Source organism: Streptantibioticus cattleyicolor NRRL 8057 = DSM 46488 (genome assembly GCF_000240165.1).
GTDB lineage: Bacteria > Actinomycetota > Actinomycetes > Streptomycetales > Streptomycetaceae > Streptantibioticus > Streptantibioticus cattleyicolor.
On the sequence record NC_017585.1, the window covers coordinates 13,223 to 34,365 of the forward strand.

Sequence of the window (21,143 nt, forward strand, 5' to 3'; positions counted from 1 at the left end):
GGCCCGCGCTCACTTCAGATGTCGGGTGAAGAACTGGGCCACGGCGTCTCCCTCGAACTGGGGGACGCCGGTGTGCCCGCCCATGTTGGCGTGCAGGGACTTCTCCTTGGAGCTGAAGGCGTCGAACAGGTCCAGGGCCGCCTGCCGGTCGTTGCCTTCGTCGTCCCACTGCAGCAGGACGTGCAGGGGGATGGTGACCTGGCGGGCCTCTTCGAACATGGCCCGGGGGACGAAACTCCCGGCGAACAGAGCGGCGGCCACGATGCGCGGCTCGACCACCGCGAGCCGGACGCCGATGGAGATCACTCCTCCCGAGTACCCGACCGGGCCGCCGATCTCGGGCAGCGAAAGGAGGGCGTCCAGGGCGGCCTGCCATTCCGGGACCGCCTTGTCGACCAGCGGGAGGATGAGGGCGTCGATGATCTCGTCGCTGACCGCCTCGCCCGCCTCCAGCGCCCGGCGCAGGTCGGCGCCGGCCTGCTCGGCGGCGGGCCAACGGGGCCGGTCGCCGCGTCCGGGAAGCTCGATGGTGGCGGTGGCGAAGCCCTCCGCCGCGCAGTGCCGAGCCCGCGCCACCAGCCGGGGGTACATCTTGCGCAGTCCGAGGGGAGGGTGGCCGAGCAGGATCAGCGGCACCGGCGCGGACGCGGATGCCGATGCGGGTGTCCACAGGATGCCGGGGATCTCGGCGAGGGTGAATTCACGCTCGAAGACGCCGTCGTCGAGGCGCCGTGCTGAAGTGAAACGCATGGTCGTGCCTTTCGGGAGTGCACTGGAACGGCGCTCCCGGACGACCTGTCCTATCGCCCGACCGTGACCCCGGAGGGGAGCACCCATGTCGATACTGCGTTCACGGGTACCACCTCCTCGATCTCTCGCACGGCCTCCGGAAAAACGTAGCAGTGGCCGTCCTCGTCCGCCAAACGGATTTCCGCGGTGTCCCCGTGGCCGGGTGCCGCCGAAGACACCGCGTAGAGCTTTCTTGGGGTGCCGTCGACGTCCCGTCCGGCGGCGCCGCGACGGCGGGTGTACCGGCGCTGTCGTTCCTCAACCGAACACGACGCACAGCCGACGCCCCCCGAACTGGCAACCCCATGCGGAGGCCGCCTCAGGCCAGTTCGCGCAGCGTCTCGCCGAGTGTCGCCACTCCTTCGGTGATCGTCCCCGGCGGGGTGGCCGCGTAGCCGAGGACGAGTCCAGGTGGGCCGGGGAGCTGCCGGTGCCACGACAGCGGCTGGCACTTCACGCCGCGGGCGAGCGCGGCAGCGGCGAGCTCGACGTCGGGTACTTCCAGCGCATAGGTGACGGTCAGGTGCAGGCCGGCCGCCGCACCGTGTACGACCGCACCCGGCAGATGCTCGGCGAGGGCATCGATCATCGCGTCGCGTCGGCGTCGGTGACGTCCGCGCAGCACACGCAGATGCCGCTCCAAGCCGCCGGACTCCATCAGCCGGGCGAGCACCAGTTGCGGCAGCACGGCGTTGCCCAGGTCGGTGAAGCGTTTCGCGTCGGTCAGCGCGTCACGGTAGCGCGGCGGCGGTACCATCCAGCCGATCCGCAGCGCGGGCGCGAGCAGCTTGGACACGCTGCCCATGTAGCACACCTGGTCGGCCAGGAGCGCGCGCAGCGCGGCCACCGGCGGCCGGTCGTAGCGGTGCTCCGCGTCGTAGTCGTCCTCCAGGATCAGCCCGCCGTCCCGCGCCCAGGCCAGCAGCGCGCGGCGGCGCTCCCCGCTGGTCACCACGCCGGTGGGGAATTGGTGGGCGGGCGTGAGCAGCACCGCGCGGGCGCCGGTGGCGCGCAGTGCGTCGACGCGCACGCCGCCGTCGTCGACGGGGACCGGTGGGGTGGCCAGGGCCCCGTTGCGCAGGTGCTGGCGGGTGCCGAGCGAGCCGGGGTCCTCGACCGCGACACCCTCGATGCCGTCCGCCCGCAGCACGGGGTGCAGCAGCGTGAGCGCCTGCGCGGTACCGGCGACCACCAGCACCTCGTGCGGCTCCACCCGGATACCGCGGCTGGTCGCCAGCCATCCGGCGACAGCGCGACGCAGTTGCGGGGCTCCGCGGGGATCGCCGTAGCCGAGGTTCCCGGCCGACAACTCGGCGAGCACGGCCCGTTCGGCGCGCAACCAGGCCGCGCGGGGGAACGCGGTGAGGTCCGGCAGGCCGGGGGTGAAGTCGACGCGCGCACGGGTAGCGCGCAACGCGTCGAAGACATCGGCATCCGGTTCACCGGCGAACAGCGCGCCTGGCACCGTCAGGCCGGCGGCGACCGGCTCCGGGACCCGGCACGGTCTGCTGCCGCTGGGCACCGACGGCTGCGAGAAAGGTGCCGCGACCACCACCGTCCCGCCGCGCCGGCGCCCCTCAACGTGGCCGTCCTCCGCCAGCCGCCGGTACGCCTCGGTGACCACCCCGCGCGAGACACGCAGTTCGGCGGCCAACACCCGGGTGGGCGGCAGCCTGCCGCCCACCGCCAGCCGGCCATCGGCTATCGCCTCCCGCAGCCGCCGAGCCAGCCAGTCCGCCTTGCCACCGGCAGGTGCGTCACCAGCGTCGAGCTGCAGGAAATCGCAGCCGTAGGCCGGGGATCCGCAGTTGGCCAACGTGGCTGCCGTCACGGGCCCGCCGGCCGTTCCGTCCGCTGCCCGTCTCCCCTCATTCACCTCACCGATGGTGTCATACGCCACCGCAGCCTCCGCTAGCTCACCAGGGGCCTACCCGCCGAAGACGACTTCCGGTGCCAGTCCGGTGAGAACAGCCGTCGCCGGGTCGGTCGGCCAGTGCGCGGCCAGTTCCTCGGCCACCATCCTCAGCAGTTCCGGGACGGTCTCGGCTCCGCCGCCGTGCACGGCCTTCGCCACCACCAGGATCCGGCTGGTGCGCTCACCGACCGCGCAGCGGCCGCTCTGCCGATTGGTCCAACGGCGGACGTGCGCCCGTCCGGAAGAGCCGGTGAACGTCACCTCGCCGGGCCGGAGATGCTCGGTGCCGCCGCCGAAGATCGTGCAGTGCTCGTCACCTCGGGCACAGCGCACCTCCAGCAGAGGGCCGACGATGCGGTCCGTGTCGAAGACCGCCACCGGCACCGCGTACGCGACCCGATATCGCGTCGCACAAATCGACCACCGGGTGGATGCGCGGCAGTTCTTCCCTCGTCCTCAGCCGCCGCAGCAAAGACTCCGAGGCACAGCGGTACTGCGTCGGCTTGAGCCCCGTCCGGCCGAACGCCCGCCGCCAGGCCAGCACTTCGGGGAACTCACTCTCGGCGGCAGCGGCGAACCGGGCAGCGGCACGGGCCGTGTATTCGGTAACGCGCGGGCCTACATCGGCTGCGGCACCAACACCGGCGGCCCACATCGCACCAGCGGCGAGTCCGAGTTGGCCGGACCAGATCGCGTCCGCGTGCCGGAAACGCATCTCACGCCACCGCCAGCCATGCGCTCAAACCCACGAAACAGGCGGCGAACCCCCGGCGGATACCGGTCATCACCCCCGGCCTGGCCAGCACACGGTGCCGTACGGCGGCGGCACACATCCCGTACGCGGTGAAGACGATGAATGTCAGCGCCATGAACACAACGCTGAGCCGGAGCATCGCACCAACGGAACCGGACTCGCCGGCCGGCACGAACTGCGGCAGGAAGGCAACGAAGAACAACGTGAGCTTCGGGTTGAGAAGGTTGATCAGTACCCCGGAAGCGATCACACGCCCCGCCGACCGCGGCTCGACCTCCCCCTCGACGGCCAGCACCTCCTTGTCGCGAAGCGTCGCCCACGCCATGTACAAGAGGTATCCGACACCGAGGTACTTCACCACCTCGTAGGCGACAACACTGGTGTGCAGCAGCGCGGCGAGGCCGGTGATCGTCGCCACCAGATGCGGCACGATGCCAAGCGTGCAGCCGAGCGCAGCCACCACGCTCGCCCGGCGACCGTGGGACAACCCGGCAGCCAGTGTGTACACCACCCCGGTGCCGGGAGTGACCACCATGACCAAGGCGGTCAGCAGGAACGCGATGCTCAAGGAGACCTCCACAAAGTTCAAGGTCTTCCCACCCTGTCCCGGCCATGGCTCGGCGGACAGAGCCAAAGTACGCCCAGTCCACTGGTCCATAACGTCGAGTCGACAACGCAGTACGCCGCCCACTTCAGGCGTATCGTCTACGCCCGCACAGGGCATTGGCGGACTGGGCGCCGCTCTACGGGCATAGGCTCTGCCCTCCCAGCTCCGCGTACTGCCGCCACACCCGATTCCGACAGCCGGCAGACGGCGTCGCCCACGGCGACTTCGTTGCCCCGCCATGCCGGTCGAGCCCGACGACCCGGATGCCGGTCGGCAGACACGGCGGCCACGGTCCCCACGGACGAACCCACGCGATCACGAGGGCCTTCGTCCTCGGCCTGGGCGGCCTCGCACGCCTCCAGGGCGACGACGTCCGCCGCGGTGGCCACTCCGGCGACCAGGTACTCATACGGGATGTACCGGTCCAGCAGCACCTCGATCAGGGCTCGGGGGTAGTCCCGTTCGCCGTGGACCGTTCGGGCTCGGGTCCGCGGGCAGGTTCGAGGGCAGTGGCCCCGGACGACAGCGACGACAGCGGCTTGCGTACCGTTCGGCCAGGCGACGTTGTGCTCGCGCTCCAGCCCCCGCATCGTCAAACCGGCCCGGCGCTCGCGGCGGTGCCCGCACCTTCACACCGAGCGGCCGGTGCGAATCGGGTACGCAGGGACGCCGACCGCCCGCCAGGAGCCGACGAGCCGGTGTGGAGCGGTGAGGGGCAGAATGCCCTCATGACACTCCACTGCGCAGTGCTGGACGACTACCAGGGCGTCGCCCTGTCCTTGGCGGACTGGAGCCCCCTCGTCGGCCGCGTCGAGGTGCGCACGCTCCGCGAACACATCACCGACCGGGACGACCTCGTGGCCGATCTCGCCGACTGCGAGATCGTCGTGGCCATGCGGGAGCGCACCCCCTTCGACGCGGACCTGCTGCGCCGCCTGCCCCGGCTGCGCCTGCTGGTGACCACCGGCATGCGCAACGCCTCCATCGACCTGGCCGCGGCGGCGGCCCAGGGCGTGACCGTCTGCGGCACGGCGAGCAGTCCCACCCCGACCGTCGAGCTGACCTGGGCCCTGATCCTCGGTCTCGCGCGGCACATCACAACCGAGAACCGGGCCCTACGGGAGGGCGGCCCTTGGCAGTCCACCGTCGGCCAGGACCTGCACGGCCGCACCCTGGGGCTGCTCGGGCTCGGCAGGATCGGCACCCAGGTAGCCCGCGTCGGCACCGCCTTCGGCATGGAAGTCCTCGCCTGGAGCGAGAACCTCACCGCCGAGCGGGCGGCCGACGCCGGGGTCCGGCTCGCCGAAAGCAAGGAGGACCTGCTGCGGCACAGCGACTTCGTGTCCGTCCACCTCGTGCTGTCCGACCGCACCCGCGGCCTCCTGGGCGAGCCGGAACTGCGCGCCATGCGCCCCCACGCCTACCTCGTCAACACCTCCCGCGCCGCCATCGTCGACCGGACGGCACTGCTGCGCGCCCTGCGGGACGGCTGGATCGCCGGAGCGGGACTCGACGTCTTCGAGACCGAACCGCTCCCCGCCGACGACCCCCTGCGCTCCCTGCCCAACGTGCTGGCCACACCACACCTCGGCTACGTCACCGAGCGGAACTACCGCGCCTTCCACGCGCAAGCGGTCGAAGACATCACCGCCTTCCTCGCCGGTACCCCCATCCGGCAGCTGACGGACGGCTGAGCTTACGCGCCCTGGCGTGACCGGGATTTCACCGGTGACAGCAGCACGTGCCCCCCGTACTCGGACTGGGGTGAGGATCACGAACCCGTTGCGGCGATAAAGGCGGGCGGCAAAGGCAGTTGACCGTGCTCCGGGTGCTTTGAGACGCTCGCGGGGTGACGGTGATCCGGAGGTTCGAGTCGGGTGACCTGCTCGGTGTCCTTCGTCTGTGCGAGGCCGAAGGCTGGCCTTCCTTCCCGGCCGATCCGCCCCGAGCGATGAGGATCCTCACAGCACCCGGCGTCACTACCGTCGTCGCCGTTGACGACGGTGCCGTCATCGGCTTCGCCGAGTTGTTCAGTGACGGACACCTGCAGGCCTACCTTGCCAACCTGGTCGTTGCCGCCGATGAGCGCGGCTCGGGCATTGGGCGGCGACTGGTAGGCGAAGCACTGCGGTTGGCCGGCGGTGAGCGGATCGACGTCCTCAGCACAGAAGAGGCGATCGGCTTCTATCGTTCGCTCCCCCACACCGACAAACCCGGCTTCCGGATCTATCCCTTCCACGAAGGCCCATAGAGTTTCACGGGTCTGATCTCGCAGGAGGGCCGGCGGGCCGCGTAGCCGGAGAACGCATCCGCGCAGGTGCAGCCCGGCGGCGCAGGTCTCGGGTGTCTTCTCGACCGCAGGAAGAAGGGGCGTTCAGGGGCCGCCCGATCAGCTACGACGTCACGCTCCGCGAGGACCACAACGTTGACTGCCTCGTCGGCCTTCTCCGGGACCAACGCCTTGATGGTGCGTCTGCGCAGACGGCGGCGTTCCCCTCACCTACGCCGCGTCGGCCCCGGAAGGCCCAGGTCCATGCGGTCGCCAGCGTCATATCGGCTGTCAGGAGGCTGCCGGGGTCGTAGCGGGGACGAGGGCCGTCACGCGGCGACACCCCACCACACCGCCCACGGTACGAACCCGACCGCGGCCAGCCCGACCGGCGCCAGACGCAGCCAGACCGCCCAACTCGTCGTCAGCCGCCGGCGCCGGAGTGCGGCAGCGCAGACGCAGGCGGACACCATCACGGCGACGGCGAGCCCCTGCACCACCAGCCACGAAGCCGGACGGTCCCACACAACGGGCGCCATCGCGCCGTCCCCCGCCACGAAGACGGCGATCGGACAGGCCACCGTCGCCACGACCGCCAACAGGCCGAGCCCGGCCAGCCACCGCACCGGCCGCAGGACCGGGCCACGGCGCAGGAGGGCACCGACCGGATAGGCGGCGAAGCCCAGGAACAGCAGCGCCGGGGCGAGCCATGCGTACCAGGCACGGCCCGGTACGGGGGTGGTGGCGAGTGCCTGCCCGGGTGCGGGGGCGGCGCTCGACGCCGGTGGGTGACCGGCCGCCACAGCACGCACCCACGAGGTCATGGTCTGCGCATAACTCGGTGCCAGCTCCCCCAGCTTCTTGCCGTGGAAGAGTGGGCCGCCGATCCGGTCGAACCCGTCCGACGTGCGGTGCCCGTTGTGCGCACCACCGGCGACGAAGCCGATGACGGCGTGCCGGTTGCCCGCACGGGCCAGGGCCTCGCGGAAGATCCGTGCGCTCTCCTGGGGCGGCACCTGCGTGTCGTGATCGCCCCACAGCGCCAGCACCGGCGTTCGGTCGAGCCGCGCCAGCACCGGCAAGGGGTCGTAGCCGGCCGTGGGAAACAGCCCGGCCGAGGCCAGGAACTGGGCGGCGGGACCGGCCACGGTGCGGCGGAACGGCCCGCCCACCCCCTGATGGCGCAGATGGATCGTGAGGTTCCATGTCTGGGTGCGCAGCGGATCGTAGCCGGAGCCGCCGATGGTGACGACGAACGCGACGTCGGTCGAGCGCGACGCGGCCAGCGGCGCCACCCAGCCTCCCTCGCTGAAACCCCACAGCCCGACCTGGCCCGGGTTCACCCCACTGCTGGACCGCAACAACCGCACTCCGGCGAGCGCGTCGTCGGCCAGCAGTGCGAAGTCCCGGTGGAGCACGGAGTAGCCGACGGTCCGCTTGTCGTAGACGAGCGTGGTGATCCCGGCCCGGGCGAACGCCTCGGCCTCCTGCCGGTACTCCTCCCGGGGACCGGGGCCCGAGCCGCCGACGAGGACGATGCCAGGTTCCGCGCCGGTTGCTCCGTTCTTCCGGAGGACGGTGCCGTGCAGGACGAGTCCGCCCCCGCCCCGGAAGGTGACCTCCTGGCGGACCAGCCCGTCCCCGTCGGCGTACGCCATCGGCGCGGCCAGCAGGAGCAGGGCGCCGGCCAACGCCCCGGACAGCGAGGCCAGTACGGTGCGTATCAGTGTTGCGGACGTAGCCGAGAACAGCACGGCGCGTTCCCCCTTCGTTGTCGGATCGGGCCGCGCGGTCAGTCGGTTTCGGGAATGGCGAGGAGCCGGACGAGCACGGTCCGTGCCTCGGGCGCGCCCTCTCGTTCCGAGGACGAGTATCGGTAGAGCAGCGCGATGTACTCCTCGAAGAACGCGCGGAGTTGGCCGGGGTCCACCCGCAGCGTGCCGCGCGAGAAGAGCGCCGCGTCGGCCCAGGGCCCCAGCGTGTCACGGGCCTCCTCGAACCGCCGGGCGGAGTCGAGCAGTTCGGCAAGGTCGAGCCGGTGCATCTCGGTCAGCATCTCGCGCATCTGCGGCGTCTGCCGGCTGTACGGCGGGAGCCGCCGGTCCCCCGGCACTGTCCGCCACCACCGCTCCCGCCCCTTCGCCAGCTCCGGGACCTCCTCGACGAAGCCGTGCTTGGCCAGCTGCCGCAGGTGGTAGCTGACCAGTCCCGTGCTCTCGCCCAACTCGCGTGCCAGCGCGGTCGAGTTGGCCGGTCCGCGGCGCAGGCATCGCTCGATCTTCTGCCGCATCGGGTGCGCGAAGGCGCGCAGCGCCTCGGCATCGGTGATCTCTTGGGCAGGCGGTTGTTCGGCCATGCCGGAAGACTACGAGTTGCAAAGGCTATTTGCAAGGACTCTTTGCAACTCTGGTGCGACCGGACTGCCTCCCTCTCGCCGCACGTTGCCGACTGGTGCGTTGTCGAGTTGCCCCATGGCGCGTTCCGAGCTCAACGAACCGTGACCGGCGAGCCTTTGCGGGTTCGTTCAGGGGGTGGCAGAGGCTTCCGGCTGCGGCTGGATGCGCGTACGCGTCGGCCTGACCCGCGCCCGCCGTCACCGTGCTGTCGGGCACCGCGCTCGTACACACCGGCCGTCACGGTCGGCCCGGCGAGGTACCACCGCGCGCCGGCCGCCGCACACGGGCCGACCGCGCAACACAGGCGCGGCGATCGCGGGCGCATCGGGGGCCCGCCCCCGTGCCGCAGTGAGTTCGCCGGCGAGGCGGGCCACATACCCGTCCAGGCCCACCCGGACGGGCGGCCCCCGCCGGGGGCGCGCGGCCCGCCCTCACAACATCCATGCCCCGAGGGTGACGCCCGCCACCGACACACGGCTCCCCACACGCGGATTCGCTCGCCGCCTCGGCGTCCCCGTCTCCGCGCGTGGCGAGAGCCCTTGCACACGCGGACGGCTTCGGCATCCCGTACGCGGCGTCCGCGTCACCGCAGATGCTGATCGACCAAGCGCTCGAAGGCACGAGCCGCCGCGCTGGCAGAGCGGTTGCCGGGCGTGGCCAGGGAGATCGGCCAGTTGAGGTCCGCCCCGGTGATGGGCAGCGCGACGAGGTTGCCGTCGGGCCCGGCACTGCCCCGGGGCAGCAGAGCGACGCCCAGGCCGTGGCGGACGAAGTCGGCACCGGCCCCGATGGCGGTGATCTCGATGGCGACGTTGCGGCGAAGCCCGGCCGTTGCGAACGCGCGATCCGTCACGGCGCGGTTGCCGTAACCGCGGGGGAAGTCGATGAATGCCTCATCGGCCAGTTCCCCGAGCGTCACCCGGCTCCGCTCGGCAAGCCGGTGACCTGCGGGAACGACGAGGTACAAGGGCGTAGTGGTGAGGTTCCGCCACCGTACGCCGGGCGGCGGCGAGCCCGGAACGGAGACGAAAGCGAGGTCGAGCCTGCCCTCGGTGAGCGCCTTGACAAGCCCGGGGGAGGCGCCGCAGGACGCCGCGGTGGCCAGGCGCACGGAGACAGCGGGGTGCTCGCGGTGGAAGCGGCCCAGCAGCGCCGGCAGGTCGATCGACCCGAGAGAACTCAGCGTCCCGACGCGCAGGGTGCCACGGACGCCACCGTTGACGTCGTCGACGGCATCACGCGCGTCCCGGACGGCGTCGAGGGCCGCCCGGGCCTTCGGCAACAACGCACGTCCCGCGTCCGAGAGGTCGACCCGCCTGGACGTGCGCTCCAGCAGCCTGGTGTGCAACTCCCCTTCCAGCGCCGCGATCGTCGCGGACACAGCCGACTGCACGACGTGCAGGCGGGCGGCGGCGCCCGTGAAGCTCAGCTCTTCCGCTACCGCGACGAAGCACTCCAACTGGCGCAGTTCCATCTCCGTACCATCTCCCATCACGATGGCTGTTGAGCAAAATCATTCGTTGGACCTGATCCATCGAGGAGCGGAGTGTGAAGGCGTACGAGCCCACTTCTCCGGGAGCCGACCACCATGACCGCTGCACCGTCCGGCCTCCGCCACACTCCGCGCACCCGCCGCGAAATCCGGCTGGCCGCCCACCCCACGCCGAGGACGCCGCTCACGGACGACCTCTTCGGGATCGCCGAGGTCCCGATCCCCTCCCCTAACTGATCGTTTCAGAATGAGTTCAGCCGTGGGTCTTGCGCTCGACGATCTTGGTCGGCAGGGTGTCCGGGGTGCGTGCTGATCTTGTTCCTGACGATCTGTGGGAGCGGGTGGCCCCGCTGTTGCCGCCCGCTCCCGAACGGCGCCGTCGCCACCCCGGGCGGCTGCGTGTTCCCGACCGAGTGGCGCTCGCGGGCGTCCTGTACGTGTTGCGGACCGGTGTCGCGTGGCGGGATGTCCCTGCGGAGACCGTGGGCTGCTCCGGGGTGACGGCCTGGCGCCGGCTGCGGGACTGGACCGAGGCCGGTGTATGGCCCCGCCTGCACGCCGCCCTGCTCAGCGAGTTGCGCCGCGCCGATCTGTTGGACCTGGACGACTTTGCCGTGGACGGCTCGCACGTCCGGGCGTTGAAAGGGGGGATCACGTCGGTGCCTCGCCCGTCGACCGGGCCCGCCCCGGCTCCAAGCACCACCTGATCGTCGACCGTCACGGCACCCCGCTCGCCGTCACCCTCACCGGCGGCAACCGGCACGATGTCACCCAGCTCCTGCCCCTGCTGGACACGGTCCCGCCGATCCGGGGCCTGCGGGGCCGCCCCCGCCGCAGGCCCCGGCGGCTGTATGCGGACCGGGGCTACGACTCCGACAAGTACCGCCGCCTGCTGTGGAAACGCGGCATCAAGCCCATGATCGCCCGACGCGGCGTCGCCCACGGCTCCGGGTTGGGCAAGGTCCGCTGGGTGGTCGAGCGTGCCTTCGCCTGGCTGCACCAGTTCAAGCGACTCCGCATCCGCTACGAGCGACGCGCAGACATCCACCAGGGCCTGCTCGAACTGGCCTGCAGCCTCATATGCCTGCGCCGCCTACGAACCTCATTCTGAAACGATCAGTAAGCCCGGCCAACTCCTCGTCCGCAACGTGGTGATGAGCGTGGCCGCCGTCATGCGGACGCTCATGGACGAGTCGACCAACGTACCGATGCGACCCTTCGCACTCGGTGAGCCGCTGTACGGCCCCGCGATCGGCGAGGTCGTGTCCGCCCCAGGCACCGGTCTCGCCCCAGGCGATCTCGTGCGACACGACCTGGGCTGGCGCGAGTTCGCCTTGCTGGACCCCTCCGTCGCACAGCGCGTCGACCCGGGTCTGCTGCCCGACCCGGCCATCCTTGCGCATCAGCGTGCACATCGTCTCGTACCGCTGGAGCGAGCCGTCCTCGGCCTCCACGTCCCAGGAGTCGAGCTCGCGGCCGAAGGCCCGGTAGCCCAGGCGTTCGTAGAGGGCGCGGGCGCGCGGGTTGCTTTCCTCGACGCCGAGTTCGGCGCGGGTCAAGCCGCGGGCGCCGATCCGCTGCTCGGCGGAGCGGATCAGCAGGGTGCCGATTCCGCAGGACTGCAGGGCCGGGTGGACGCTGAGTTGCCAGAGCGTGCCGGCGCCGGGCGTGACCGTGTAGTCGATGCCGCCGATCGCCACCGGGAGCCCGGCCGGCGTGCACACCGCCAGGTAGTCGATCTCGCCCGCCTCGGCGCGGCGTATGTGACCGGCGAGTTCGCGCACGTGCTTGGGTGAGCCTGCCCAGCCGCAGGACGGCAGGTCAGCCTCGGTGAGGCCGCGCACCGACAGGCGCAGCCTGATCTCGGTCATCGCCGCATCCCTTCGTCTCGAACAGCGGCGTCTCCCATTGCAGCAGCCGGGTCCTCGTGCCGTCCAAGAGGTTTTCGGGCCGGCTCCGAGCCAATCGGCAGGGCTTGCGCTCGCGACCGGGGGCCGGGCCTCGGCGAGGTTCGGGGCGTCCGGGGGCCAGCAGCACGGTGACACCTGTGGTCAGGGGAACCGGGCCGAACTCAGCGGTGGTGACGGGGAGTTGCTCGGGCGGTGCCGGGCGGACAACCGGGTTCGGGCTCGGCGAGGACACTGGGCCTGACCAGGCGCGCGAGCTTGTGCCGGGTGCTCTCGGTGTACCGGCAACACGCGTGCCGTTCCTTGTCTGCCGCACGTGCGGGTCCCGCCGGAGGCGGTGGCCACGTGACCGGCACGTTCCCCGTTGCCCTGAGTGGGTGTGATGGTCCCCGGGTGGCCGGAAGGTAGGGCGGAGGTGCCTGTGGTCCGGGCGCATCCGTCAGCTACCGGACACGCTCGACCAGCTCGGCCCGTCGCCGACGCTCGCGGGCGCTGGTGGCCGGGAACCCGATCAGACGTGCGCGGCGTCTTCTTCGGCGAAGCATGAGAAGGAACGGGGTCGGCGAAGGCCGGGGAGAGGTGGACGCGATCGTGTGGGGCCGGCTGGTGCCCGTGCTGTTGGGGTTGACGGTGATCGGAATCGCTGTCTACGAGATCGCCCTGCAGTGTCGGCTGCGGCGCGAGGGGGTTCGCGTCCGGGGGGTGGTGGTTCGACACACCGTCAGCAGCACTGGTGAGACGCGTTCCCGGCACGCGGTGGTTGGCTTCGTCGATGCGGACGGTACGTCGCACGAGTACCGGAGCGCGCTGTCGGGCACCGGCAAGCTGCCGGTCGGCGGGGAGGTGCCGATGATCTACCTGCCCGGCGCACCGGCGAAGGCCCGCATCGACATCGCCTCCCGGCGCTGGGGGCAGGTCGCCGTCCTCATGCTGTTCGGTGTGGCGTTCACCGCGGTGGGCCTCCTCTCGATGGTCTCCGGCATCGGCGTGCGACACCACTCGCTGTAGCTCACCCGATCCCCCGTGGGCATCTGTGGCAGCGTTCCTGATCGACAAGCGCGCAGCAGTCGGCGGCGGCGGTGGTGGTGGTGGTGGTCCACGGGAAGGGGACCACGCGGATGCCCGCCTTCTGCGCAGGAACCCCGTTCGGCCGGCCCGTTCCACGTACGGCCGGCCGATGGGCGTTCCAGGTCACCAGGGAACCGTCTGGCCGTTCCGGTCCAGGTAGGCGAGGCCCTTGGCGGCGAGGTGTGAGAGCAGTACGTCCACGATGAGCGGGATGCTCTCTTCAACCGTGTACGGGGCGTCGTCGCCGCCGAGGTCGGTGCGGATCCAGCCCGGGGCCATGAGGAGCAGGGAGCGGTCGGTGTCGGTCTGCCGGGCGGCGTAGCTGCGCATGAACATGTTCAAGGCTGCCTTGCTGCCGCGGTAGACCTCGCGCAGTCCGTTGGTGTTGTTGGTGATGCTGCCCTGGCCGGAGGACATCGCGCCGATCAGGCCGGTGGGGGTGACCAGGTCGTCGAGTGCTTCGATGACGCGCAGCGGACTGAGCGCGTTGGTCACCATGACATCGATGAAGTCCTGGGTGGGGACGGCTCCGATGGGGGTCTGCTCGTTGTTGGTGGTGCCCGCGTTGACGAACAGGACGTCGAGTTCGGCTCCGGCCAGTCGCTTGTGCAGGGGCGCGAGTTCTTCGGGGTTGTTGATGTCGAGGTGTTCGATACGGATGTGGTCGGGGTGTTGGTCGGCGAGGTCGTGCAGCGGGGTACGGGCGCTGCCGCGGACGGTGCCGATGACCGACCATCCTCGGCCGACGAGTTCGGCCGCCATGGCGCATCCGAGTCCTCGGGACGCTCCGACGATCAGGGCGGTTCGGGTGTGCTCGATGGTGGGGGGCTGCGACATGTCGCATCATCTCCGTGGCGCTGGTGCGGGTGCTTGTGCGGCTCGGGTCGTGGGAGTTCGTCCCGTTCGGGCTGTTGGTCAGAGGGTCGTGGGGTCGATGCCGAAGAGGGCGGCGGCGTTGGCCGAGCGGACCTTGTGGCGGTCCGCGTCGGTGGCGAGTTGGCCGAAGAAGGTGTCGATCTCGGCTCGGGTGGGCTGCTGGAAGGGGTAGTCGGTGGAGAAGATCAGCCGGTCGGTGGTCGTGACCGTCAGGGCGTGGTGCAGCAGGGCGGGGTTGAGCATTCCCGAGGTGGTGAGGAAGAAATTGGTGCGGATGTAGTCAGAGACCGGCCGCTCGAGGTCGGCGATGCGGGCGAGGCTGTCGGCGCGGTCGAGCCAGAAGGGCAGCAGCTCACCCCAGTGGCCCAGCACGACTCGCAGTTCGGGATGGCGGTCGAAGGTGCCGCGCAGGATGAGCCGGAGTGCCGCGGTCGCCGCTTCCACGTGCCAGCCCCAGCCGAAGGTGGCCAGCGCGAGGTCGGTCATGGGGTCGAAGCCACGGTAGGTGGCGTCGCGCAGCGCGTCGGAGGGGATCTGCGGGTGGATGAAGACCGGTTGGCCCAGGCCGGCGGCGGTGGCGAAGAAGTCGTCGTAGGCACGGTCGTCAAGGAGTCGGTCGCCGGATCGGCCGTAGACCATGGTTCCCACGTGGCCCTGGGCCGCGGCGCGTTCGAGTTCGGCGGCGACGTGCCGCGGTGACGACATCGGCAGGGTCGACAGTGACCGGAAGCGTGTCGGGTGGGCGCGGACCGCTTCGGCTGCGGTGTCGTTCGCGAGGCGGCTGAGTGTGACTGCCTTCTCGGCGGGCAGGGCTTGGGTTCCCGGCGGCGTGAGGGCGAGGACGGCCAGGTCGATGCCCTGGTCGTCCATGGCGGCGATCCGGCCGGCGCCGAGGTCTTCGAGGCGCTCGCCGGCGTCACCGCGCTCGTTGAACAACAGGCTCTCGTCCGGGTGGACCACGGCCTTGAGGGCGGAGGTCAGCTCCGGCAGCGTCCAGTGTTCTTCGATGGCGATGAGGGGCATGCTCAGGGTTCCTTCGGTGTCGCGAGCGCACACTCCCGCGCTCTGGCGGGGGGACGACGGCGGTGCGGGGTCTCACCTGGTGCGGAGTGGCTCTGCCCGGCGGGGACGCCCTTGGGGAAGAGTGCGAACCAGGCAGCGGCCAGGCCGGCCGGGGCCACGCCGACGACGGCCGACCCGGCCCCGGTCGCGTGGGGTACCGCGTGGCCCGGCCGCGTATGAACCCCGGCTGCCTGGTACGGGAACGGGGAGGCCCGGCGCCCCAGGAGCCGGGATCCGCCCCGCCGGGCGGTGCCCCGACCAGCAATGGTCCCCGCCGGCCGTAGCCGTCGGACAGCGGCCCGCCTGCCCCGCGGCCGACCCCAGCAGGAACGTCCACCGCCACACGGGGAAACACGTCGATCCGAACGGAACAGCGCCGACCAGCACCGCGCATGGATACCGCAAACCTCCCTGCGGAGCGATTCCTGCTCACATATGGGCAAACCTAGGCCGACCGCAGTTACCTGTCAACCGATAGCTATCGACTGACAGGTAATCTACACTGGGGGACGTGGACGACAAGCAGAAGGACAGACTGTTCGAGCTGGCCGACCTGATCCTGGCGATCAGCCGGCACCTTCACGCGGCCAAGGCGGACGCGGCGGAGCCGTGGACGCCGCTCGAAGCAGCCGTCATGCGCTACATCGACCACCAGCCGGGCGCCACCGCGACCCAGGCGGCCGAGGCAACCCGGCTGATCTCCAGCAACTTCAGCCGGGCGCTCCGCAAGCTGGAGCAGAAGGGCCTGGTACGCCGCGAAGCCGACCCCGACGACGCCCGGCGCGTGCGCCTGTACCCGACACAGAAGGCGGCCGAAAACCTGCGGCACCTCCAGAACACGTGGAGCCGCCTCCTGGACCAGGCCGTCTCCGACGCCGCCGAGGCAGACGCGGTGATCACCGCGCTCCGACGCATCGAGTCCCAGCTACTCGGCCGAAGCTGAAGCGACGCATGCCACGGCGTCCCGAAACCGTCACCCAGGCGTGCCCGGGAGTCGGGCCATGCAGCGGAGCCACCGCGACGGCTCGGCGGTACGGCCGGGTTGGGCGAGGGTGACGTAACGCGGGCGCCTGCTCGGTGATACGGCGGGCGGTGCCGCACCGGTCACGCGGACATCCCGCGGACGCCGCGCGGCCCCGAACCAACAGAACTCGCCGCGACCGGATACGTCTGGCCCTTTCCGCCCTGTCCTCACCCGGCGCCCGGGGGGGGCGGGAAGCTGCCGGGTGCGGTCCCGGGCCTCTTGCTGTGCCGTATGACGAGCGTCGAGCGGGTTCGGGTGAGGTTGCGTCTGACGTCGCTACGGCGGGTGTCAACCCCTTCGGCCGACTCGCCCGCCGGAACGGTGCTCCGGCCGCATTCCACCGTGCCGTACCTCCGGCGGTTTCGCTCCGTGTGCCGGGGCGGCTTCCACTTCGTCCGAGCGCCGTCGCCGGAACGTCGCGCTCGATAATGTCCGGTGTGGACCAGACGCGGAAGCACCCTGTTGACGAAGTCGACGTGGCCCTGCTGGACGCCCTGCACGTCAATCCGCGGGTGAGCTTCGAGCGGCTGGGGGCCGCGCTGGGGATCACCCCGGGGACGGCCGCGCGTCGCTGGCGGCGGCTGGTCGCCTCTGGTCACGCGTGGGTGTCCTCGGTGCCCGGGCCACGGCTGGCGATGACGTTCGGGGTGTGCGAGATCGAGGTGCGTCCCGGACGGGCGGACGAGGTGGGGCGGGCGCTGGCGGCGCTGCCGCAGGTGGCCAGCGTCTACCTCACCAGTGGCGAGTACGCCGTCCACGCGATGGTCTTCGCCGGGGACATGGCGTCCCTCGGCGCGCTGCTGCTGGACGAGGTTCCGCGGGTGGCCGGAGCGGTACGGGCGCGGACCCATGTCGGGACCGGATGGTTCAGCGGGACGCGGTGGCGGCTGGGGGCGATCGACGGCGACCAGCGGCGTTCGGTGACCGGGGCGGAAGCCGGGCAGGATCAGCGCCTCGCCGAGCGGTCGCTGGTGTTCGACGCGCCCGAGCGCGAGCTGTACCTGGCGCTTCAGCATGACGGCAGGGCGGGCTACCAGGACCTGGCGCGTACTCTCGGCGTGCCGGAGCACCAGGTCCGGCGGCGGATGGCCTCGTTGGTGCGGCGGGGCATGCTGGCCTTCCGGACCGACTTCACCCGTGGGGAAGGCGGCTGGCCCGCGGAGTTGGCGCTGTGGTTGTCGGTCCCCGGCGACCAGTTGGAGCGGGCCGGTGTGGAACTGGGTGGCTGGCCGGAGACCCGTGTGTGCATGTCCGTCGCCGGTGCGGCCAACCTTCTGCTGATGGTCCAGTTGCACCGGCTGGACGGTCTCGGTGCCGTCCTCGACCGCCTGTGCGCGACGTTGCCCGCGGTCCGGGTGGTCGACCAGCGGGTGGTGCTGCGTCCGGTGAAGTCGTGGGGCCGGCTGCTGGATGCCTCATGGCACGCCACGGGTGTGGTCCCGGTCGATCTGTGGGCGCCTCCCCACCGCGCGGAGGTGTAACCACCGGCACGGTCGGCCGCCCGTGTCGGTTTCCCGCACGGAGGATGCCGAGACGTCGTATTCCGTGACCGCCAGGGCATCCGTCACCGGTTTTCCGCGATTCCGGGGGGCTCGCACTCGCCCGGGGATTCACTTCCCGCATGAGTGAAGAGACCGTATCGGGCAGCGGCCGAGGGAGCCGGGCGTTCGAGTGCCGTCGGCCCGCGGGAAAGGGGTGGGACCGATGGGCATGACGATGATCGAGAAGCTGCTCTCCCGCAAGGCCGGGGTGCCCCGGGTCGGGCCCGGTGACGTGGTGACCGTCGAGGTCGACATGTGCGTGCTGATCGACCTTCAGTTCGCGACGGGGTGGGTCCAGCCCCTGCGCATCCACGATCCCGGCAAGGTCGCGGTGGTCATGGACCACGCCGTGCCGGCCCCCACCCTCAAGGACGCCCAAGGAGGCCCGCGGGCACGGAAGTTCGTCGCGGACTTCGGCATCGACCGTTTCTACGACGTGGGCCGGCACGGTATCTGCCACCAGGTCGTCGCGGAGAACGGGCTGGCCCGCCCCGGGGAGGTCCTGGCGTGCACCGACTCCCACACCTGCGCCGCCGGTGCCTACAACACCGCGGCGCGCGGGCTGGGCCCCGCCGAGGTCTACTCCATCCTGTGCACCGGCACCACCTGGTTCCAGGTCGCGCCGACCGTGCGCTACGAGTTCCACGGCGCCCTCCCGGCGGGCGTGAGCGGGAAGGACGTCTTCCTGTACCTGGCCGACACCTACGGTGACGCCACCAACCAGAACCTGGAATTCGCCGGCCCCGGTCTGGCGAGCGTCCCGCTCAACGACCGCCGCACCATCGCCACCCAGGCCGCCGAGGTCTCCGCCGACTTCGCCACCTTCGGCGCCGACGACGTACTGCGCGACTTCCTCACCGCACGCGGTGTGACCGACTACCGGGCCGCGGAGCCCGACCCGGACGCCACGTACGCGGACGTGCGCCGTGTCGACCTCGACGCCCTGGAACCGTACGTCGCCCGGCCCGGCACCGTCAGCCGCAACGGCGTCCCGGTCTCCCGCATCGAGCCCCGGCGCGTCGACCAGGCCTTCATCGGCTCCTGCGCCAACGGGCAGTTGGACGATCTGCGGGTGGCCGCGGAGGTGCTGCGCGGACGCAGGGTCGCGGACGGCGTACGGCTCCTGGTCACCCCCGCCTCCCAGGAGGTCTACCGGCAGGCGATGCGCCTGGGTTACCTCCAGGCCATCGCCGACGCGGGCGGTGTCGTCACCAACTCCACCTGCGGCGCCTGCTTCGGCTACCACATGGGGCTGCTCGGCCCGGGGGAGGTCTGCGTCACCTCCTCCACCCGCAACTTCACCGGCCGCATGGGCAGCACCGACGCGGAGATCTACATGGCCTCCCCCGCCACCGTCGCCGCCTCCGCCGTCGCCGGACACATCACCGACCCGAGGAGCGTGACCTCGTGACCCTTCTCGTCACCGGACGCGTGTGGGTGTTCGGCGACGGTCTGAACACCGACGCCATGTACCCGGCCTTCGCCATGAAGATGGACGTGTCCGAAGCCGCCGAGCACGTCTTCCACGAGGTGCGGCCCGGCTGGACGCGCCAGGTCACGCCGGGCGACATCGTCGTCGCCGGAACCAACTTCGGTCTCGGCTCCTCACGGCCGGTCGCCCAGCTCTTCCAGCATCTCGGCGTGGCCGCCCTGGTGGCCGAGGAGTTCAACTCCCTCTTCCTGCGCAACGCCGTCAACGCCGGCCTGCCCGCGCTGAACGCGCCCGGCGTCACCGCCCTGTTCCACGACGGGGACCGGGGCAGCTTCGACATCGCCGACGGCACGTACCGCAACGAGACCACCGGGGCCGAGGGCCGGGGCAAGCCGTTGCCGCCGCTGGTCCTGGAGATCCTGGCCAGCGGTGGTGTCCTCCCCCGGCTCCGGCGACAGGGATACCTGCCCCCGGAACCCCCCGGCACCGGGGCGACCCCCTGACCGGCCCCCGCGCCGACGCGCCCGGGTTCCCCGCGCGGGCCCCGGGACCCACCACCGGTTCGACACCCGCAGGCAGGACAGCGATGACCGTTCCACCGCACAACACCGACAGGACCACCTCACCCACCGCCGACCTGGCCGCCTTCGCGGCACACACCCGTTACGACGCCCTGCCGTCCGCCGTGGTCGAGCGCCTTCAGCAGTGCCTGCTCGACTTCGTCGGCGTCACGGCGCTCGGCGCCCGCGAGGCGGAGTCCAGCCAGGCGCTCCGGGACGGCGTCACGCACCTGGCCGGCCGGGACGGCGGGGCGATCGTGATCGGGCAGTCGCGGCGCCTGCCCACCGAGTACGCGGCCCTCCTCAACGGCGCCCACGCGCACAGCCTGGACTTCGACGACACCTTCATCGGCGGCGGGCTGCACCCCGGGGCCGCCGTCATCCCCGCGGCACTCGCCACCGCGCAGGACACCGACGTCTCCGGGCCCGGCTTCCTGACCGCCGTCGCGGTCGGCTACGAGACCAGTTGCCGCCTCGGCGCGGCCCTGGGTCAAGGGGCCTACCGCCGCGGGTTCCACCCCACCGCGATCGCGGGCGTGTTCGGAGCCGTGGCGGCCGTCGGCCGGCTCCGTGGCCTGGACGCCGAGCGGCTGGAGCACGCCTTCGGCCTGGCCGGGTCCATGGCGGCGGGATCCATGCAGTACCTGGCCAACGGCGGCTGGAACAAACGCCTGCACCCCGGGCTCGCCGCGCGCAACGCCCTGCTCGCGGTGGCCCTCGCCTCGGCCGGTGTCATCGGCGCCGCCCAGGCGATCGAGGGCGACCTGGGCCTGCTGGCCGGCTACAGCGCGGCGCCCGAGCCCGCGGCGCTCGTCGCGGGGCTGGGCACCGAGTGGCGGCTGACCGGCACCGGCATCAAGCCGTACCCGTCGTGCCGCCTCACCCACGGTGCCATCGACGCCGCCCGCCGCCTGCGGGACGCCCTGTCCGGCCGGCCGCTCGACGAGGGCCGGCTGACGGTCCGGATCTCCCCCGAGGCGTACGCCATCGTCGGCGCCCCGGAGGACCGCAAGGTCACCCCGGTCAACACGGTCGACGGCCAGTTCAGCGTCTACTTCCAGATCGCCGCCGCGCTGCTGGACGCCACCGTCACGTGGGACAGCTACCGCCGCATCGGCGATCCCGCGACCAGGCGGCTGGCCTCGCGGGTCAGCGTCTCGGCGGACGACGCCATCACCCCGGCCGGAGCGGTGCTGACCTGGCACGGGCCCGACGGCCGCGACATCGAGGCGCGCGTCGACGAGCCGTCCGGTGAGCCGGGCACCACCTTGTCCTGGGAGCTGGTCGAGGCGAAGTTCGACAGCGCGGCGGCGGCGGTCTACGGAGCCGGGACCCGCCGGGCACTGGCCGCCGAGATCCGGACCCTCCACCAAGCCCCTTCGCTCGTCCGGCTGCAACGCCTGCTCACCGCGGCCTGACCGCGTCACATCCCCACACCCGTCAGGAGGACA

18 protein-coding genes and 3 pseudogenes are annotated in these 21,143 nt (G+C 71.5%); 11 read left to right on the forward strand and 10 right to left on the reverse strand.

Annotated elements, in window-relative coordinates; genetic code table 11:
- Nucleotides 1–9: 9 nt before the first annotated feature.
- From SCATT_RS27605 to SCATT_RS27620, 4 genes and pseudogenes are all read right to left on the reverse strand, one after another.
- Entirely contained in the window at nucleotides 10–750 is a 741-nt protein-coding gene (locus SCATT_RS27605) for a dienelactone hydrolase family protein (protein ID WP_014152148.1), read from the reverse strand.
- Between the two features lie 358 nt (nucleotides 751–1,108).
- On the reverse strand, nucleotides 1,109–2,620 hold the full coding sequence (pdxR, locus tag SCATT_RS27610) for a MocR-like pyridoxine biosynthesis transcription factor PdxR (protein ID WP_014626672.1): 1,512 nt from the start codon (nucleotides 2,618–2,620) through the stop codon (nucleotides 1,109–1,111).
- Between the two features lie 96 nt (nucleotides 2,621–2,716).
- Nucleotides 2,717–3,419: pseudogene (locus tag SCATT_RS38205) on the reverse strand (B3/B4 domain-containing protein).
- Nucleotide 3,420: 1 nt separating this feature from the next.
- Nucleotides 3,421–4,026 (reverse strand): LysE family translocator, encoded by a 606-nt coding sequence (locus SCATT_RS27620; RefSeq protein ID WP_014152143.1) that lies wholly within the window; start codon nucleotides 4,024–4,026, stop codon nucleotides 3,421–3,423.
- Between the two features lie 767 nt (nucleotides 4,027–4,793).
- Here SCATT_RS27620 and SCATT_RS27625 point away from each other — a divergent pair.
- Nucleotides 4,794–5,759: a D-2-hydroxyacid dehydrogenase family protein gene (locus SCATT_RS27625; protein WP_014152141.1), complete on the forward strand. Its 966-nt coding sequence runs from the start codon at nucleotides 4,794–4,796 to the stop codon at nucleotides 5,757–5,759.
- A 155-nt stretch (nucleotides 5,760–5,914) separates the two neighbouring features.
- Complete coding sequence (locus SCATT_RS27630; RefSeq protein WP_014626677.1) at nucleotides 5,915–6,316, forward strand: GNAT family N-acetyltransferase; 402 nt, start codon at nucleotides 5,915–5,917, stop codon at nucleotides 6,314–6,316.
- Between the two features lie 347 nt (nucleotides 6,317–6,663).
- On the opposite strand, the gene SCATT_RS27635 is transcribed toward SCATT_RS27630, so the two are convergent.
- From SCATT_RS27635 to SCATT_RS27645, 3 genes are all read right to left on the reverse strand, one after another.
- Nucleotides 6,664–8,088, reverse strand: coding sequence for an alpha/beta hydrolase family protein (locus tag SCATT_RS27635; protein WP_014152139.1), 1,425 nt, complete (start codon nucleotides 8,086–8,088; stop codon nucleotides 6,664–6,666).
- A 38-nt stretch (nucleotides 8,089–8,126) separates the two neighbouring features.
- Nucleotides 8,127–8,690 (reverse strand): ArsR/SmtB family transcription factor, encoded by a 564-nt coding sequence (locus SCATT_RS27640; protein WP_014152138.1) that lies wholly within the window; start codon nucleotides 8,688–8,690, stop codon nucleotides 8,127–8,129.
- Nucleotides 8,691–9,313: 623 nt separating this feature from the next.
- Nucleotides 9,314–10,204: a LysR family transcriptional regulator gene (locus SCATT_RS27645; RefSeq protein ID WP_014152136.1), complete on the reverse strand. Its 891-nt coding sequence runs from the start codon at nucleotides 10,202–10,204 to the stop codon at nucleotides 9,314–9,316.
- 114 nt (nucleotides 10,205–10,318) lie between these two features.
- Here SCATT_RS27645 and SCATT_RS36960 point away from each other — a divergent pair, with 114 nt between their 5' ends.
- The 3 genes and pseudogenes from SCATT_RS36960 to SCATT_RS39825 form a co-directional block, all read left to right on the forward strand.
- Nucleotides 10,319–10,459, forward strand: a complete 141-nt coding sequence (locus tag SCATT_RS36960; protein WP_014626679.1) for a hypothetical protein — start codon at nucleotides 10,319–10,321, stop codon at nucleotides 10,457–10,459.
- 65 nt (nucleotides 10,460–10,524) lie between these two features.
- Nucleotides 10,525–11,333 (forward strand): IS5 family transposase gene (locus SCATT_RS36965; RefSeq protein ID WP_086010125.1). Its coding sequence is split into 2 segments (ribosomal slippage): nucleotides 10,525–10,864 and nucleotides 10,864–11,333, totalling 810 coding nucleotides; the frame shifts between segments, so codons are not numbered across the junction.
- A 61-nt stretch (nucleotides 11,334–11,394) separates the two neighbouring features.
- Nucleotides 11,395–11,517: pseudogene (locus tag SCATT_RS39825) on the forward strand (NADP-dependent oxidoreductase); the annotation flags it as partial.
- Between the two features lie 96 nt (nucleotides 11,518–11,613).
- Here the strand turns inward: SCATT_RS39825 and SCATT_RS39830 are convergent.
- Nucleotides 11,614–12,093: pseudogene (locus SCATT_RS39830) on the reverse strand (GNAT family N-acetyltransferase); the annotation flags it as partial.
- 615 nt (nucleotides 12,094–12,708) lie between these two features.
- On the opposite strand from SCATT_RS39830, the gene SCATT_RS27660 reads away from it, so the two are divergent.
- Nucleotides 12,709–13,137 carry a DUF3592 domain-containing protein gene (locus SCATT_RS27660; protein ID WP_157894793.1) on the forward strand — a complete coding sequence of 143 codons (429 nt, stop codon included), beginning with the start codon at nucleotides 12,709–12,711 and terminating at the stop codon, nucleotides 13,135–13,137.
- 183 nt (nucleotides 13,138–13,320) lie between these two features.
- Here the strand turns inward: SCATT_RS27660 and SCATT_RS27665 are convergent, their stop codons facing one another.
- The gene (locus tag SCATT_RS27665) at nucleotides 13,321–14,034 is read right to left on the reverse strand and encodes an SDR family NAD(P)-dependent oxidoreductase (protein ID WP_014152132.1); all 714 of its coding nucleotides are present in this window, start codon (nucleotides 14,032–14,034) and stop codon (nucleotides 13,321–13,323) included.
- Between the two features lie 78 nt (nucleotides 14,035–14,112).
- A complete protein-coding gene (locus SCATT_RS27670; RefSeq protein ID WP_014152131.1) occupies nucleotides 14,113–15,096 on the reverse strand; it encodes an amidohydrolase family protein in 984 nt (327 codons plus the stop codon).
- 550 nt (nucleotides 15,097–15,646) lie between these two features.
- Between SCATT_RS27670 and SCATT_RS27675 the strand changes: the two genes are divergently transcribed.
- The 5 genes from SCATT_RS27675 to SCATT_RS27695 all read left to right on the forward strand — a co-directional run bounded on the left by SCATT_RS27675 (nucleotide 15,647) and on the right by SCATT_RS27695 (nucleotide 21,110).
- Complete coding sequence (locus SCATT_RS27675) at nucleotides 15,647–16,078, forward strand: MarR family winged helix-turn-helix transcriptional regulator (protein ID WP_014152129.1); 432 nt, start codon at nucleotides 15,647–15,649, stop codon at nucleotides 16,076–16,078.
- 509 nt (nucleotides 16,079–16,587) lie between these two features.
- Entirely contained in the window at nucleotides 16,588–17,640 is a 1,053-nt protein-coding gene (locus tag SCATT_RS27680; RefSeq protein ID WP_014626684.1) for an Lrp/AsnC family transcriptional regulator, read from the forward strand.
- Nucleotides 17,641–17,863: 223 nt separating this feature from the next.
- The gene (locus SCATT_RS27685; protein ID WP_014152126.1) at nucleotides 17,864–19,111 is read left to right on the forward strand and encodes a 3-isopropylmalate dehydratase large subunit; all 1,248 of its coding nucleotides are present in this window, start codon (nucleotides 17,864–17,866) and stop codon (nucleotides 19,109–19,111) included.
- The gene (locus SCATT_RS27690) at nucleotides 19,108–19,635 is read left to right on the forward strand and encodes a LeuD/DmdB family oxidoreductase small subunit (RefSeq protein WP_014152125.1); all 528 of its coding nucleotides are present in this window, start codon (nucleotides 19,108–19,110) and stop codon (nucleotides 19,633–19,635) included. Before SCATT_RS27685 ends, SCATT_RS27690 begins: the two co-directional genes overlap by 4 nt.
- An 83-nt stretch (nucleotides 19,636–19,718) precedes the next feature.
- Nucleotides 19,719–21,110, forward strand: a complete 1,392-nt coding sequence (locus tag SCATT_RS27695) for an MmgE/PrpD family protein (RefSeq protein WP_014152124.1) — start codon at nucleotides 19,719–19,721, stop codon at nucleotides 21,108–21,110.
- Nucleotides 21,111–21,143 lie beyond the last annotated feature (33 nt).

Bases quoted from the DNA above. Each gene is read 5' to 3' on its own strand.
- SCATT_RS27605 (WP_014152148.1), bottom strand. From the start codon at position 750: ATGCGTTTCACTTCAGCACGGCGCCTCGACGACGGCGTCTTCGAGCGT.
- SCATT_RS27625 (WP_014152141.1), top strand. From the start codon at position 4,794: ATGACACTCCACTGCGCAGTGCTGGACGACTACCAGGGCGTCGCCCTG.
- SCATT_RS27640 (WP_014152138.1), bottom strand. From the start codon at position 8,690: ATGGCCGAACAACCGCCTGCCCAAGAGATCACCGATGCCGAGGCGCTG.
- SCATT_RS27645 (WP_014152136.1), bottom strand. From the start codon at position 10,204: ATGGAACTGCGCCAGTTGGAGTGCTTCGTCGCGGTAGCGGAAGAGCTG.
- SCATT_RS36960 (WP_014626679.1), top strand. From the start codon at position 10,319: ATGACCGCTGCACCGTCCGGCCTCCGCCACACTCCGCGCACCCGCCGC.
- SCATT_RS27665 (WP_014152132.1), bottom strand. From the start codon at position 14,034: ATGTCGCAGCCCCCCACCATCGAGCACACCCGAACCGCCCTGATCGTC.
- SCATT_RS27670 (WP_014152131.1), bottom strand. From the start codon at position 15,096: ATGCCCCTCATCGCCATCGAAGAACACTGGACGCTGCCGGAGCTGACC.
- SCATT_RS27680 (WP_014626684.1), top strand. From the start codon at position 16,588: ATGTCCGGTGTGGACCAGACGCGGAAGCACCCTGTTGACGAAGTCGAC.
- SCATT_RS27685 (WP_014152126.1), top strand. From the start codon at position 17,864: ATGGGCATGACGATGATCGAGAAGCTGCTCTCCCGCAAGGCCGGGGTG.
- SCATT_RS27695 (WP_014152124.1), top strand. From the start codon at position 19,719: ATGACCGTTCCACCGCACAACACCGACAGGACCACCTCACCCACCGCC.